The sequence below is a fragment of the Streptomyces sp. NPDC101237 genome (genome assembly GCF_044767465.1).
In the GTDB taxonomy this organism is placed as follows: domain Bacteria; phylum Actinomycetota; class Actinomycetes; order Streptomycetales; family Streptomycetaceae; genus Streptomyces; species Streptomyces gramineus.
The window spans coordinates 21,851-35,783 of record NZ_JBIWNY010000026.1; the positions used below are offsets into that span (position 1 = coordinate 21,851).

General features: G+C 70.7%; 13 protein-coding genes. 9 read left to right on the plus strand and 4 right to left on the minus strand.

Features of this window, described 5'->3' with window-relative positions; all coding sequences use genetic code 11:
* Positions 1–288 precede the first annotated feature (288 nt).
* The gene (locus ACIRQ9_RS31510; protein ID WP_404181069.1) at positions 289–843 is read left to right on the plus strand and encodes a CAP domain-containing protein; all 555 of its coding nucleotides are present in this window, start codon (positions 289–291) and stop codon (positions 841–843) included.
* Between the two features lie 124 nt (positions 844–967).
* Here ACIRQ9_RS31510 and ACIRQ9_RS31515 read toward each other — a convergent pair whose 3' ends face one another.
* Complete coding sequence (locus ACIRQ9_RS31515) at positions 968–1,426, minus strand: hypothetical protein (RefSeq protein WP_404181072.1); 459 nt, start codon at positions 1,424–1,426, stop codon at positions 968–970.
* A gap of 275 nt (positions 1,427–1,701) precedes the next feature.
* Here ACIRQ9_RS31515 and ACIRQ9_RS31520 point away from each other — a divergent pair, with 275 nt between their 5' ends.
* Positions 1,702–2,091: a VOC family protein gene (locus ACIRQ9_RS31520; RefSeq protein WP_404181075.1), complete on the plus strand. Its 390-nt coding sequence runs from the start codon at positions 1,702–1,704 to the stop codon at positions 2,089–2,091.
* Positions 2,092–2,314: 223 nt separating this feature from the next.
* On the plus strand, positions 2,315–3,427 hold the full coding sequence (locus ACIRQ9_RS31525) for a PucR family transcriptional regulator (protein ID WP_404181078.1): 1,113 nt from the start codon (positions 2,315–2,317) through the stop codon (positions 3,425–3,427).
* Between the two features lie 152 nt (positions 3,428–3,579).
* Here the strand turns inward: ACIRQ9_RS31525 and ACIRQ9_RS31530 are convergent, their stop codons facing one another.
* On the minus strand, positions 3,580–4,131 hold the full coding sequence (locus ACIRQ9_RS31530; protein ID WP_404181081.1) for an HdeD family acid-resistance protein: 552 nt from the start codon (positions 4,129–4,131) through the stop codon (positions 3,580–3,582).
* Between the two features lie 301 nt (positions 4,132–4,432).
* On the opposite strand from ACIRQ9_RS31530, the gene ACIRQ9_RS31535 reads away from it, so the two are divergent.
* The 5 genes from ACIRQ9_RS31535 to ACIRQ9_RS31555 all read left to right on the plus strand — a co-directional run bounded on the left by ACIRQ9_RS31535 (position 4,433) and on the right by ACIRQ9_RS31555 (position 10,368).
* Positions 4,433–4,933 (plus strand): hypothetical protein, encoded by a 501-nt coding sequence (locus ACIRQ9_RS31535; protein ID WP_404181084.1) that lies wholly within the window; start codon positions 4,433–4,435, stop codon positions 4,931–4,933.
* A 229-nt stretch (positions 4,934–5,162) separates the two neighbouring features.
* Positions 5,163–6,356, plus strand: a complete 1,194-nt coding sequence (locus ACIRQ9_RS31540; protein ID WP_404181087.1) for a PucR family transcriptional regulator — start codon at positions 5,163–5,165, stop codon at positions 6,354–6,356.
* Between the two features lie 331 nt (positions 6,357–6,687).
* Positions 6,688–7,530: an alpha/beta hydrolase gene (locus ACIRQ9_RS31545; RefSeq protein ID WP_404181090.1), complete on the plus strand. Its 843-nt coding sequence runs from the start codon at positions 6,688–6,690 to the stop codon at positions 7,528–7,530.
* A gap of 40 nt (positions 7,531–7,570) precedes the next feature.
* Positions 7,571–9,304 carry a thiamine pyrophosphate-dependent enzyme gene (locus ACIRQ9_RS31550; protein WP_404181094.1) on the plus strand — a complete coding sequence of 578 codons (1,734 nt, stop codon included), beginning with the start codon at positions 7,571–7,573 and terminating at the stop codon, positions 9,302–9,304.
* A 32-nt stretch (positions 9,305–9,336) separates the two neighbouring features.
* The gene (locus tag ACIRQ9_RS31555; RefSeq protein ID WP_404181097.1) at positions 9,337–10,368 is read left to right on the plus strand and encodes a hypothetical protein; all 1,032 of its coding nucleotides are present in this window, start codon (positions 9,337–9,339) and stop codon (positions 10,366–10,368) included.
* Positions 10,369–10,444: 76 nt separating this feature from the next.
* Here ACIRQ9_RS31555 and ACIRQ9_RS31560 read toward each other — a convergent pair whose 3' ends face one another.
* Positions 10,445–11,137: an STAS domain-containing protein gene (locus ACIRQ9_RS31560; RefSeq protein WP_404181100.1), complete on the minus strand. Its 693-nt coding sequence runs from the start codon at positions 11,135–11,137 to the stop codon at positions 10,445–10,447.
* 216 nt (positions 11,138–11,353) lie between these two features.
* On the opposite strand from ACIRQ9_RS31560, the gene ACIRQ9_RS31565 reads away from it, so the two are divergent.
* The gene (locus ACIRQ9_RS31565; protein ID WP_404181103.1) at positions 11,354–11,716 is read left to right on the plus strand and encodes a helix-turn-helix transcriptional regulator; all 363 of its coding nucleotides are present in this window, start codon (positions 11,354–11,356) and stop codon (positions 11,714–11,716) included.
* Positions 11,717–11,916: 200 nt separating this feature from the next.
* Here the strand turns inward: ACIRQ9_RS31565 and ACIRQ9_RS31570 are convergent, their stop codons facing one another.
* Positions 11,917–13,785, minus strand: a complete 1,869-nt coding sequence (locus ACIRQ9_RS31570) for a hypothetical protein (protein WP_404181106.1) — start codon at positions 13,783–13,785, stop codon at positions 11,917–11,919.
* Positions 13,786–13,933: the final 148 nt, after the last annotated feature.

Sequence of the window (13,933 nt, forward strand, 5' to 3'; positions counted from 1 at the left end):
GTCTCCCGGAGCGTCCGAGCGCGTGAGAAGGACGGCACCCGGGCTCTGGTTTCTCCCAACCACCGCTGAAGCCGCTGCTCGACTCTGGCGTCATCTCCTGAGGCCGGTGCGAGGCGTCGGCCAAATGGGAGGGGGAAGGTCGCTGCCCGGCCGGGGGGCATACGGGTGCCGCGCGAAGTCCGCGCGGGTGATCTGCCTGCGTGGCTGTGGACAGCCGGGGCCGGGCGGCTGGCACCGTGGCGGCTGCCGGCGGTGGGCCGGCCTGGTCGTGTCCCGGGAGGAACCCTCGTGAAGCGCACAAGCGGTGCGGCGGCTGTCGCCGTTGCGGCGGCCGTCGTCGCCCTGCTCACCCCCCATCCCGCGGCTGCGCGGACAGCGGCGGTGTCCGTCGCCCCGGCAGCGGCACGTCAGTACTACCCGGACGTCGACCACATCACCTGCGAGATCAACAAGGAGCGGACGCGCCTGAACCTGCCGCCCCTCCTCGTCTCCGACCGCGCCGACGACGTGGGCCGCAGCCACGCCCGGGACATGGCGAGCATGGAGAGGCTGACCTCGGTCGGCAGCGACGGCCGGAACCTGCGCACCCGGCTGAGCAACGCGGGCGTCTTCTCGGAGCGCATCTACGAATTCATGTTCTCCGGCTACGACAACGACGACTACTTCATGCACATGGCCACCGACCCCAGCCCGGACAACAGCTTCTACAAGGCCATGACGAGCCGGGACTTCGTCGCCTGGGGGCTGGGCTACGACCGTACGTACTGGGACGTCAACCTGCTGGGTCCGCATCGCAGGCTCGGCGCCCGTACCGCGGTCTGTGCTGCGGGATCGTCCTCGTGACAGGGCGGGACACGGCCGACGGCCGTGTCCCGCCCGCAACACGCGGAGGCCGCCGGCACCTTGTCCCAAGAAAGGTCTTTGCCTGGGGCCTCACGTGAAAGGCGTGCGCCGGCGGCCTAGCTGGTCAGGTCTGGCACTGGGAGGTCGCGGCACCGGTCCAGTTGCTCCAGGCGCCACCGGCGGGTTTGACGTGGACGCGGATTTCGACCTTGGCGTTGACGACGAAGCAGACGCGGGTCGTGCTGCCGACCTCGGTGGGGCCCGTAGTGGCCCGGCGAGGGACGAGAGTGCGTCCGTTGCCGATTTTCACCCAGTGGCCGCCGGAGACGACGCGGAAGAAGGCTTCGTAGTCGACGTAGGCGGCGTGCCGGCTGGTGTTGGTCAGGACGACGTGGGCCTTGATGTCGCGGGTGTAGACGCGTCCTTCCTTGCCCTTTTCGGCGCTGATGCAGCCGTTGGCGGCGATGCCTCCGGTGGAGACGGAGCCACCGCAAGCCACGCCCGCAGCATTGGCGTTGGTGGTGGGAAGGAGCAGGGCGAGCGCGGTGGCGGTGGCGGCGGCTGCGGTGCGCTTCAGGCGCATGAGTGGGATCCTTCCGTGGGGGGAGATCACACCTTCTCGTGAAATGTCGTCTCTGGGAAATCGAGTCGTCGAACGGGAAGGTGCCAACAGCGGCGCGCCGCATGACGGTACGAAGGGGGGAGTGAAAGGCGGCAAATCGTTCGACGTCGTGCTTCGGGGTGGTCCACGAGGCCGGCGGGTGGCTTGGCGGGGCCTTTCCCTTCACGTCGACCTGGGCGACCTTTTGTGTTCGCAGGTTCACGAACGACTTTGAGCCTGTTTGAGAGGATCGGGGCATGACGGACTCACCTCTGCAGATCAACGCCCTCATCGTCGATGCCGCAGACCCTGAGCGGCTCGCGACGTTCTGGTCCGAACTGCTGGGTAGGCCGGTCGTAGCCCGGATGGGTCCATACGTCTGGTTGCGGCGGGACGGCGGCCTCGGGCTCGGCTTCCAGCAAACCGCCGAGCCCAAGTCGAGCAAGAACCGGATGCACTTCGACATCACCTCTCCCGATCCCGCCGCCGAGCAACAGCGGGTCGAGACGCTCGGCGGTCGCAGGCTGGAGCAGTACGCCGACGGCGGGTTCCTGGTGATGGCGGACCCCGAGGGCAATGAGTTCTGCATCATCCCTGAGGGTTCCTTCGAACTCGACGACCAGGGACGCGCGAACTACCTCGTCTGAGGGACGGATCCCAAGTCTCGGGACGGTCGGCTGACAGCTCGGCCCGTCGGCGGTCGGCCGTCGGCGGTCCGCCCGAGACGGGACATGACGCTCGTTCGGCAGGACGCACGGATGTGGCAGGATCTCGCCTGTGAATGGGGATCTCCCGCCTGACGCGGCTCCGGCAGGCAGTGATCTGCGGTCTGTTCTGGAGCGCCTCGACGTCGGGGTGGTGGTCCGTCGCATGGCCACCGGGTTCGACCAACTGACGGCCTATACGAGCTTCGAGTGGCCGGTGGACCGGACGGCTGTCGTGCGGTGGAACGTCGAGTTGCTGCTGCGATGGATGATCAACGGTTCGCCGCCCGACGACTACGTCCGGGCGGAGTTGCACGAGTTCCTGCGCGCTCGTGCCGTCGCCGGCCAACCGATCGAGGACAGCATCCTCGTCTACCGGCGTGGTGCACGGATGTTCTGGGAGGCGCTGCTCGACCTGGCCGCCGACGAGGACCGGGCGGTGCTCCTCACCGAGTGGGACACGGTGTGGAGCTGCGCGGAGGACTACCTCGACCTGGTGGTGGACGTGTTCGCGCAGGCCTACGCCGACCAGCAGGACGCGCCCTCGACGGCAGGCGACCGGCGTGCTCGTGCCCTCTTCGACAGGCTCTGCGCACGGCTGCCGGTCACGATCGAGGACCGCGACCGTGCCGCACGGCTCGGGTTCGACCTGGTGGGCCCGTATCGCCCGTTCACCGCGCGGTTGGTGGGTGCCTCCATCGGCAGTCACGCCGACCTTGCCGCACGGTTGCGCGCGACCGGGGTTCTCGCGTTCACCGAAGGGCTGCGGGTGACCGGTCTGACACCGGAAGGGTTCGGCTGGGCGCCGTTCCTGGAGGACGCGCGGCTGATCCTGGCGCAGGACCCACCCGTCACCCGCGGCCTGCTCGGCGCGGCGGTCGACGGCTTGCGGGCGCTGGTCGCCATCGCGGCCCGGTCCGGACGACGGGGCCGCGTGCACGCCGACGAATACCTGCCCGAACTGCTCCTCGCCGATTCCCCGGGCGTCTCCGACCGCATGGTCAGACGGGTCTTCGGCCCACTGGAGCGGGCCGAAGCCGTGGATCTCGCGGACACGCTGCGAAGTCTCGCGCTTCACGGCTTCGACAGCACGGCCGCCGCGGCCGCACTGCCGGTGCACCGCAACACCCTCCTCTACCGGCTGGGCCGGATCGAGAAGATCACCGGTCTGTCGCTCAGGGACCAGCGCGACCGGACCCTCGTCCTGCTAGCGGTGACCTGGGAGAAACTTGCCGCGGACGTACAGTCGGCGACGAGGCGTCCGGACCCCTTCGAGTAGGCCGGGGTGCGCCGGGACCGACACGAGTCGCCGGCACCGCGGTGGTGGTGGAACGGCTCGCGGCCCCCGAGGCGTGGCCGCGACGCGGGCCGTGACCGAGCCCGGAGGCCGGGCGGGGCCAAGAGGTCTGCGGGAAGGGTGTACGGGACCGGTCAGGCCGCTCTGACCGTGTACCGGATTCGTCGCGCCAGCCCTAGCTGCATGGCGCCGAGCATGATCAGCCACAGCCCGGCGAGGAAGGACAGGGTCAGCAGCGACAGCTCCGGCCAGACCAGCAGGGTCAGGCCGGCGAGGACACTGAGGAGCCCGATGAAGGCGATCCATCCTCGCCCGGGCAGGCCGGGGTGGTCGACGGCCGCGAACGCCGCGGTGAAGCCGTCCACGATCCAGTAGACCCCGATCAGCAGGCCCAGCGCGAGCACGGTGAGGAGAAGGTGCCGGACGGCGTACAGCCCGAGCACCAGACTCACCACACCGAGCACCGCCGTGAGAGTGCGGGCGGTGCCTGTCTCTCCCAGGCTTGCTGCTCCCACCAGGCGGAAGAGCCCGGTGGCGATGAGTTGTGCGCCGAGGAGCACGGCGAGCACGACGAGGGTGGGGCCGGGCCATGACACGGCGGTGATGCCTGCGCCGATCGAGACCAGCCCGTAAAGCAGGTGCCAGATCCAGGAACTGCCCAGGCGGGCGACGGGACTCTTGTTCATGCCGCGAAGCTATCGACGGCTCTCGTGGGCGAACTCCCAAAATCAGGCGCCGTCTTCGTGCCCCCGCACAAGAGCGAAGGGCTTTCAATGGCCAGGCCGGAAGCGCTTTTCGGCGGTGGGCCGGTGGGCCGGTGCGCCGGTGCGCCGGTGCGGCCTCGCGCGACGCGCCGACCGGGGTTCCGGCAGGTGCGGGTGGGGGCCAGGAGGGGCCGGACGAGTGTGCTGGGAAAGATGCGCCGACGGCTTCGTCGCGGCTGTGCCGACGACGTCGTGGCGGTCATGAAAGGGAGAGTGCGAGGACATGGCTGGTCTGGTCGACTGGGAGAGCTTCGGCGTGATGACCGGTGGGGCCAGTGGTGCGCTCACCGGCCTGTTGTTCGTCGCGGTGTCCCTGAACGCGGACCGGATCGCCAGACATCCTGGCCTGCGGGCGATCGCGGCGCAGACCCTCGTGCTGTTCATGGCGCCGCTGGCCATGGCGACGCTTCTGCTGACGCCTCGCCAGCCCGGCTGGGCGCTGGGCACCGAGCTGATGACCGCGGGGCTGTGCGGCGGGCTCGGTCTGCTGGTCATCGGGCGGCGAAAGCGCGGGCCCGGTCCCGCGGACGCGCGGCTGGCCGGCCTGTTCGACCGCCGGGACACCGGCATCGTCGTCATGGTGCTGATGGTGGTCGGTGGAGCCGTCCTGGCGTCCGGCACACCCGAGGGACTGTACGCGCTGCTGCCCGCGTCGCTCGTGGCGTTCGTCAGCGGTGTGCTGAGCGCGTGGAACTTCCTGCTCCCTCCACCGGCCATGCTGTGACGGCGAGTTGCCGAGCGCCCCTCTCCGTCCCGCGCCGAACGGCGTCAGGCCCGGGGACGACCACGGCACCGGCCGCGTCCCGCCCCGGCTGCCGCCGGCCATACCGCCCTGCCGGAAGCCATCTTCGAACTCCGGGCGCGGGCCGCCGCCTGCCGCCCGTGTTCCCGATCCTGCTCCGCCACGCGTCGTCCGACGACGCACGGCACCGGGCCGCCGGAAGGTAACGCTCATGCACGCCATGCCACGGGTCGGCATCGGCCCCGCGGCGGTCGGGCCGCTGCGCGCCATCCTCCGCTCTCTGGACAGCGAGTCGCTCGTGCGGCAAGTGGCCTGTGACCTGCGCGGCACTCCGGCGGGCCGGATATCCGGGCGCGGCTGCCGGACGGGAGTCGTGGGGGACGTCATCCGCCGGAGCCTCGAACTGGTGAGGAGCTGGTTGCTGGACGGGCAGGGACCCGACGACGACCTGCTCTCCGAGCTGTACGAGACGGCGCGGGAGGCCGCACGGCAGGGAGTGGGTGCCGAGGCCGTGATACGTGCCTGCTGCGGGACCGCGCGGGCGGTGCGCGGCAGCCTGGTCGAGGCGGTCCCGCCCGAAGGCGGGACGTACCTCCTGCCGCACCTGGACGTGCCGTGGGCGTTCCTCGACGTTGCCCTGACGACGGTCACGCGCGCGTTCGCCGACCAGCGCGACCTTCCGTCCGCGGGCGGGAACTCCCGCGCGGCGACCCTGTTCGCGCGGGTCTGCGCCCGGGCGGCGACGACCATCGAGGATCTGGACAGGGCCGAGCGCCTGGGATTCGACCTGGCCGGGCCGCATGGTCCTTTCGTCGCGGCCATCGACGGCGGCTCGGCCGCGGCACACGCGGGCCTGGCGGCGCGCATCCGGTCCGCGGGTGCTCTCGCCTACGCGGAGGGGCACCGCGTCGCGGGCCTGACGAGGCCGGACTTCGACTGGACCGGATTCCTCGCCGACAGGACGCTGATCCTCGCCGCTGAGCCGGTCACCGGTGACGGCGCGCTCGCGGAGGCCGTCGGCACCATGCATGATCTCGTCACTCTCGCGGCCCGTGCCGGGCGCCGCGGACGGGTCCGCGTGGACGACTACCTGACGGAACTCATGCTCGCCAACTCGCCCCGCCTGGCGGAGGACATCGTACGGAGGGTCCTGGGCCCGCTGGACACCGAGGACCCCTCCGGGACGTTGTCGCAGACGCTGCGAAGTCTCTCCGCGCACGGTTTCAACCGGACGGCGACAGCCGCGGCGCTCCCGGCCCACCGCAACACCCTGCTCTACCGCATCAACCGGATAGAGAGGCTGTCGGGCCTGGACCTGGACCGGCACGCGCATCGCGAACTCGCCCGGCTGGCCGTGGTGTGGGAGAACACGGCCGGGGCGGTTCTTCCGGCTCGACCGGAGTGAACACGACGACCCGCGGGCCAACGGCACGACGACCCGCGGGCCAACGCTGCGACGATCGCCGTCCTCCAGACCGGCTCGTTCGAGGACCGGACGGCCCCGGAGGGTTCCGGACGGCACCAGCCGCCGAGGTCGCCGGGTCCGCGGGTCTCGCCGGTCGTTGAATCCGCCGGCATCACCGTTCGTCGAGTCGGCCGCCGGTCGTCGTCACGCACGACGGCGCGCCCGATCGTTGGGCCCGTGCACAGCGGGCGCGGAGACATGCTGACCGCGGCAGGACCGAACCGCCGGGAGACGCCCCGGTCGGCTGCCGCACCGACGGAAGGACGCCGGCATGAATTCGGCACCGCGGACGATCGTCCTGATCCATGGCCTGTGGATGACCCCGCTCGCCTGGGAGCACTGGGTGACCAGGTACGAGGAGCGGGGCTTCACCGTGCTCACGCCCGGCTACCCCGGGATAGAACCCGGCGAGGCCGGCGTGTCGGCGCTGCGTGAGGACGCGTCCGCCCTCGCCGGCGTCGGCGTGCGGGAGGTGATGGATCACCTCACCCGGGTCGTCGCAGAACTCGACACCCCGCCGATCATCATGGGGCACTCCTTCGGCGGGACGTTCGCGCAGCTCCTGGTGGGCGCCGGGCTCGGCGCGGCGGGAGTGTCGATCGACGGCGCCGCGGTCAAGGGCGTCAACGCGATGCCCCTCTCCGAGCTCCGCTCCGTCCTGCCCGTCCTCAAGAACCCGGCCAACGTGCACCGGGCCGTTCCCCTGACGGCCGAGCAGTTCCACTACGCCTTCACCAACACGCTGCCGGAGGAGGACTCCCGGCGGGCCTACGAGCGCTACGCGGTTCCGACACCGGCCCGCATCCTCTTCCAGGGCGGCCTCGCGACGCTCACCCCGCACGCGGCCACGACCTTCGACTTCTCCGACGACGACCGCGCCCCGCTGCTGTTCGTCTCCGGTGGCAGCGACCACATCCTGCCTCCCGCCGTCCAGCGACAGAACTACGAGAAGAACGTGAAGCACTCGACGGCCGTCACCGCCCACACCGTCTTCGGGGGCCGCGATCACTTCACCTGCGGCGAATCCGGATGGGAGGAGGTCGCCGACCACGTCCTCGACTGGGCGCTGAACCCGCGTGCCGGAGTCCTCGACGCACCGACCGGCCAACGCTGAGCGAATCCGACGAGACGGGACGAGAAAGGAGGCATCCGCCATGTCGCGGACGGTGGCAGACGGTCTGTGGGAGATGCTGGTCAGCGCGGGTGTGCGGCGCTGCTACGGAATCGTGGGTGATGCGCTCAACCCGGTGGTCGACGCGATGCGCCGCAACGGGCAGGTCGACTTCGTGCACGTACGCAACGAGGAGTTCGGCGTCTTCGCCGCGGTCGCCGAGGCGAAGCTGACCGGGCAGCCCGTCGCCGTGTGCGGGACGGCCGGTCCCGGGGTGGCACACCTGATCAACGGCATGCTGGACGCCCTCAAGGAAAGGGTGCCCGTCATCGTCCTGGCCGGCGACACCGAAACCGTGCTGATGGACACGGAGACCGTAGAGGAGCTGAACCCGTACCGCTTCTTCGCACCCGCGGCGGTCTACGTCGGCCGCCTGGTCAGCCCCGGTCAGCTCCGCGCCGTCGTGACCTCGGCGGTGACGGCCGCCGTGACCCGGGGCGGACCCGCCGTCGTGGCACTGCCCGGCGACATCGCGGCCGCGGCCGCCCGGAAGGACGACTACGCGATCCGGCTGCCGCGACCGGCGCGTGTCCCCGCCGGTACGGAGGACCTCTCCGCCATGGCTGAGATGATCAACCAGGCGCGCACGGTCGCGGTCTTCGGCGGACAGGGCTGCGCCGGAGCGCACGCCGAGGTGACGGCCCTCGCGGCGAAGCTGAGCGCCCCCGTCGGATACTCGCTCAAAGGCAAACAGTTCCTCGAACACGACAACGCCAACGCGGTCGGGATGACCGGACTCCTCGGCTACGGCGGCTGCCACCACGCGCTGCACCATGCCGACGTGCTGCTGATGCTCGGCACGGACTTCCCCTTCAGCGACTTCCTGCCGCACCACGGCACCAAGATCATCCAGGTCGACCGGAGTCCTGAACGGCTCGGCCGACGCGTCCCGGTCGCGCTGGGGGTCGCGGGCGACGTACAGGAGACCGTGTCCGCGCTGCTGCCGATGGTCGAGCCGAAGCCCGACACCGGGTTCCTCACCCACTGTGTGGAGGAGACCGAGCGATTCCATCGCAGAGCACGGCACTACACGGACAAGGGCTCCCGCATCAAACCGATCAGACCCGAATACCTCGCGGCCACCCTCAGTGACCTGGCCGACGACGACGCGCTGTTCTTCGCCGACACCGGGACTCCCGTCATATGGGCCGCCCGGCACATCAAGTACGGCCCGGAACGCCGGCTGTTCGGATCGTTCTCCTGGGCTTCCATGGCCACCGCCTCACCCGGTGCTTTCGGTGCCCAGCTCGCCTTCCCCGGCCGGCAGACGATCGCGCTGTGCGGCGACGGCGGATTCACCATGCTGGCGCTCGGTGACCTGCTCACCGAGGTGCAGCGTCGGCTGCCCGTGGTCCACGTCGTCTTCAACAACAGCGGCCTGGACTTCGTCAAGATCGAGCAACAGGAAGCCGGCTTGGTGCCGTTCGGAACCGACTTCGCCACACCTGACTTCGCCGCCGTGGCCGAGGCGATGGGCGCCAAAGGCATCCGCGTCGAAGACCCCGACGACGTCGAGGACGCCCTGAGGGCCGCACTGGCACACACCGGAGGCCCCGTCGTCGTCGACGTCCTCGTCGACCCCTACGCGCTCACCGTCCCGGCCCACGTACCCGCCAGGACCGCCGCCGGATTCACCCTGAGCGCGGCACGACAGGTCCTCGCCGGACGGCTCGACGACGTCATCGGCACCGCCGCCCACAATGCCCGGCTCATCTGAACGACCACGCCACCGGAAGAGGAAGACGCACGATGAACGACCGTCACGACAGTCCGCCTGCTGCTCCGGGGGCGTCGCCCGGGTGGCGTGAGATCCACCTCCACGGCTCGCCCGAGGCCGAGGAGGCCCACTTCCGCGACCTGGCGGACATCGTCGTCGGCCTCCAGCGGGCCAACAAACGGGAGTCCGGCTCCACGGTGTCCCGCCGGACCTTCCACGCCAAGATCGTCGTCGGAGTGTCCGACGCCGAACTCGCTTTTCGCACCGACCTTCCCGACGACCTGGCCGCCAGCGACTTCACCGCCGGTGCGCGGCTGCGGGCTACCGTCCGGCTGTCCAACGCCAGCGGCGTCATCAGCCCCGACGGCCGTCCCGATCTCCGGGGCGCCGCACTGAAGATCAGCCTTCCGGGCGGCGGCGACCACGACCTTCTCATGACCAGCTACCCGGTCTCCCACGCTCGCGACGCGACCCAGTTCGTGGAGATCGCCGAGATCGGAGCCGGACCCAAGGACCAGATCCAGGCGCGCATGCTGGCGAGGTTCGGACCCTCGGAGACCGCGCGCATCCTCGACAACCTCCGCCGGGCCAACCGTCCGACGGCGAGTCTCGCCCTGGAGTCCTACTGGAGCCGCGGGGCCGTCCTGTGGGGGGAGACCGGACCCGTCAGGTTTCGCCTCAGCCCAGCCGGAACACCCGGCCCCGCGGCCCTCCCGCAGGTGCAGTCACCCGACGGACTCCTGGCCGACTTCGCCGACCGGCTGAGCACCGCACCGGTGCGTTTCGCCCTCCACGTCCAGAGGTACGTCAGCGAGCAGCTGACCCCGATCGAGGACGGGGCGGTCGAATGGAAGGAGGACGACTCGCCCTGGCTCCACGTCGCCACCCTGACGATTCCCGCGCAGAACATCCTCGACCGGAACGGCCGGGCGACCCGCGACCACATCGACACACTCGCGTTCAGCCCCTGGCACGCCCCCGCTCACTTCCGTCCGCTCGGCAATCTCAACCGAGCCCGCCGAACGGTGTACAGGGCCAGCGCGGAGGAATGGCACGCCCGGTAGGGAGAAGCGCCACCGTCGGGCCGCCGCTACGGCGCCCGAACTGCCGGTCGACGCGCGGTCGCGCAAGCCGTCCTCATCACGTAGGCGTCTGGTCGACGTGACGTGTGCCGTCCGGTCGTGCCGCGGAGATGCCGTGCGTCTGGTCCGCCGTGACCAGGCGGTCGGCGGGTGGCCCGGGGATGGTCCGGCGCTCGGACCTCCACACCTCTGGGCCGGCGATCCGATGCACCGTCGAGTCCCTCCGCCCGGACGCCTTCAGGAAGACCTGCCTCGACTGGCTGGAGGCGAGCCGCGACGAGGACGTGAGCACGCCACGGGCCATGGCCGTGTCCGTGCGAACAGCGGGCGCCTTCGGGTGTCCGGCAGGGTCGGCGTGTCCGGTCCCGTCCGGTCCGCTCTCACGTGCGTCGTGTACTGCCACCGCGTTCACACGTCCGGGTGGGGGTTCGCAGGATCCCGCCGTATCGGTGCGGAACAGCGCGAGGGTGCCGGTGAGGGAGAGGACCCTCTCCACGGCCGGCCCGGCGGCGCGCAGGACGAGGTCCTTCCCTCGCTCCCGGGCCCGATGGCGCGCGTGCAGCAGGACGTTGAGCCCCGAGCAGTCGCAGAAGTCGACGCCCGCGAGGTCCAGCTCCAACCTGCCGGACGAACTCGCCAAAGCATCGCTCAGCACCTGTCGCAGCAGCGGTGCGCTGTCCAGGTCCAGCTGACCGACGACGGACACGACCCCGCGCGCCGTGGTCACGGCGACCTGCGGGCCCACGGGCACCGGAGGAGGCGACGGCTCGGACGGACTGTCGTCCTCGCCATGGACCCACCCGCCAGAAGAAGGGGACACGTCATGGGACATGCTCGGCTCCCGCGCACACGTCTTCTCGTCACTGCGTTACGACAAGACTCACCTCACTCGCCCTTCACGTCAACCTGTACACGAATGAGAATTCGCCTCTTTGAAGACGTGAAACCAACTTGTACCGTTGAGGGTATGGAGCGAGCGCAAGAGTCACATGCGGGCTGGACCTTCCTGACCAACCACGCTCGGGTACTGGCCGCCATCGCGGCGGACAACACGACTCGTGTCCGCGACATCGCCGCTCGCTGCCGGCTCACCGAACGAGCGGTTCAGAAGATCATCGCGGACCTGGAGGCAGGCGGCTACCTCACCCATGTGCGGGAGGGCCGCTCGAACGTCTACCGCATCGCCCGCGGTACTTTCCTGCGCCACCCCGCCGACGCCCCGGCCACCGTGGAGGACCTGCTGACGCTCCTGGACCACCACCACTCCGCGCGTCCCACCGAGCCGGCGCCCGACGCGAACGCAGAGCCCGACGCGAACGTGGAACCCTGAACCGGCACACCGCGATTCGCCGCGTCCGAGACCGCGGACGACACGGCGGAGTCGTGTTTCAGACCTGACGCGCCGACCGGACGAGGCTCGGGACCCCGGCCGGACCGCGGCGGTGCTCGCGACGACGAGCTGAGGACGGTGTCGTCCGGGTGTGCCCACCCCCTGGTCACACAAGTGTCACCGGATCGAGGCAGCCCCCCTCACTGACCGACTGCCAGCAGTGACCGGGCGAGGGTGCGGAGTTCCTCGTCCGGATGGTCCTGTCCCGGGAGGGACGAGTCATGGATCAGGCGGAGCGGTGAGAAGGCGAAGGAGCGAAGTGTGGGACGGAGCTCTTCCGGGACCTGACCAATGGCGGCCAGAGCGCCGAGGGCACGCAGCCCGACCGGCGTGGCGCCGACCAGATCGACGAGGACGGGGACGGAGCGCTCCGGGGATCCGGTGATCCGGTGGAAACTCTCGGCGGCGGCCAATCGAGTCCACTCGTACCGTGCTTCGAGCAGGGGCTCGATCAACGGCAGCAGGGGAGCGGCGGCGCTGCCCAGCGGCTCCAGAGCGCCCAGGTGCCAGTGGGTCTGACCCGCCTGTGAGAGCAACCCCTCGAAGGTGCGAAGGGCCGGGCCGGCATCCCCGCTCAGCTGGTGGTGAGCAGCGGCCGCGGCGGAGCGCAGCGTGAGATCGGCGCTCTGCGTGGCGTCGAGAAGGAGGTCGGTGATCTCCGTCGTCGCCACGCCGTTCGCTCCGAGCCGACGGGCGGCAACGATGGCCGCGCGGCGGGTCCGGAGGCACGCCACCAGTTCCGGCTGCGCCTGGCGGGCGGCGGCACCGAGCGGCGCGAGAGCACCGACCAGGGCGATGCCTTCGTTCCCCGTGGCGCCTGCCGCCAGCGCCTGTCGGATCACGGGTATCAGCTGATCGGCCGCCCCCGGGAAGCACCGTGCAGCCGCGGCGAGAAGCCGAGCGCCGGGTCGGCGCAGGACCAGTTCCAGGGCTCGGTGGTCGCGGCAGTGCACCAGAGCGAGAAGTGCCGGCTCCGCGGTCTCGTCCTCGGCCGTCGCGTACCTGTGCAGGGTGTCGCGGACACCGGCGTCGGCCTCGGGCAGCACCTCGACCTGGTGAGCGATGGCGCGCATGCGGGCGGCGAGGGCGCGGGCTCCCCTCTGATGAGGCAGGGCTGACAACAGCAGGTCCACCACCGCGGGTTCCCGGTCCCGCCAGGTCGCGGCGATCTCCTCCACCAGCCAGGAACCACGCGAGCCCACGTCTCCGGCCGCGATCCAGCGGGCGGCCACGGTGAAGCCGGCGTCCGGGTCCTCGGTGAGCAGGTTCCTCAGCCGCTCGTCCTGGGTCACGCTGCCCGACCATGGGAAGTCGTCGTCCCCCGGATCGGGTTCGGCACCGTCCTCGGCGATCACATCCGCCAGCTGAGCCGCGTACGGCGGGCCGGATCGGGCGGCGGCGAGCGTGGCCGCCGCCAGTCTCACCTCGGACAGCGGGCTGTCGAGCGCCGCCGTCTCCCGTCCGAGCCGGTCCAGGACGACCACGGCGTCCGCCCGCACCGACGGCACGGGGTCGGTGGCGTACGCCGCGTCGAGCTGCGCCACGACGACGTCCCGCTGCTCCGCCGGAAGCGAGTCGGCCACGGCCGCTACCACTCGCAGCGCTGCCCGGCGTACCCCGCGCTCGGTGTCCTGGAGACAGAACAGCAACTCCGGTAGCTCCCGGCCGAGTTCGGCGCAGACGGCGGCGACCGAACTGCCGGGCCACTGCGGCAGGTCGGCGTCCGCTGGATCATGGTCGGCCAGTACGGCGAGGAGCATCAGCAACTCGGCGCGCCTGGCCGGGGCGTGCCGCACGGCGTGCGCGAGAAAGGGAACGGCGGGCGCCGACGCCGAGTAGACGGTGCCTTGGTGGTGGATGTTGCCGTACAGCTCGTACAGCGCTTCGTCGACCGTCTCCTCGTCGCTCTCGTAGAGCGCTCTGATCAGCTCGGGCACGTCCTCGGCGGGACCGTAGGCGTGGGTCAGGGCGCGCCACGGGACGAGGTCCACCTCGGCCGGAGGTCTCATGGTCTGTGCTCCTCAGCTGATCAGGTGCGCAGACCTTATCGATCACCGCTGACAGAGCCGCGTCCGCACCGGTGCGGGGACGCACACCACGGGCGCTCGCGTCGTCCACCCAGCCCACAGCAGGAGTTCGCACCAGCCGGCCTCCCCC

What these genes read in the sequence shown, in the direction of transcription:
- ACIRQ9_RS31570 (WP_404181106.1), bottom strand. Translation starts at nt 13,785, where the DNA reads ATGAGACCTCCGGCCGAGGTGGACCTCGTCCCGTGGCGCGCCCTGACC.
- ACIRQ9_RS31515 (WP_404181072.1), bottom strand. Translation starts at nt 1,426, where the DNA reads ATGCGCCTGAAGCGCACCGCAGCCGCCGCCACCGCCACCGCGCTCGCC.
- ACIRQ9_RS31525 (WP_404181078.1), top strand. Translation starts at nt 2,315, where the DNA reads ATGGCCACCGGGTTCGACCAACTGACGGCCTATACGAGCTTCGAGTGG.
- ACIRQ9_RS31545 (WP_404181090.1), top strand. Translation starts at nt 6,688, where the DNA reads ATGAATTCGGCACCGCGGACGATCGTCCTGATCCATGGCCTGTGGATG.
- ACIRQ9_RS31540 (WP_404181087.1), top strand. Translation starts at nt 5,163, where the DNA reads ATGCACGCCATGCCACGGGTCGGCATCGGCCCCGCGGCGGTCGGGCCG.
- ACIRQ9_RS31555 (WP_404181097.1), top strand. Translation starts at nt 9,337, where the DNA reads ATGAACGACCGTCACGACAGTCCGCCTGCTGCTCCGGGGGCGTCGCCC.
- ACIRQ9_RS31535 (WP_404181084.1), top strand. Translation starts at nt 4,433, where the DNA reads ATGGCTGGTCTGGTCGACTGGGAGAGCTTCGGCGTGATGACCGGTGGG.
- ACIRQ9_RS31565 (WP_404181103.1), top strand. Translation starts at nt 11,354, where the DNA reads ATGGAGCGAGCGCAAGAGTCACATGCGGGCTGGACCTTCCTGACCAAC.
- ACIRQ9_RS31520 (WP_404181075.1), top strand. Translation starts at nt 1,702, where the DNA reads ATGACGGACTCACCTCTGCAGATCAACGCCCTCATCGTCGATGCCGCA.
- ACIRQ9_RS31550 (WP_404181094.1), top strand. Translation starts at nt 7,571, where the DNA reads ATGTCGCGGACGGTGGCAGACGGTCTGTGGGAGATGCTGGTCAGCGCG.
- ACIRQ9_RS31530 (WP_404181081.1), bottom strand. Translation starts at nt 4,131, where the DNA reads ATGAACAAGAGTCCCGTCGCCCGCCTGGGCAGTTCCTGGATCTGGCAC.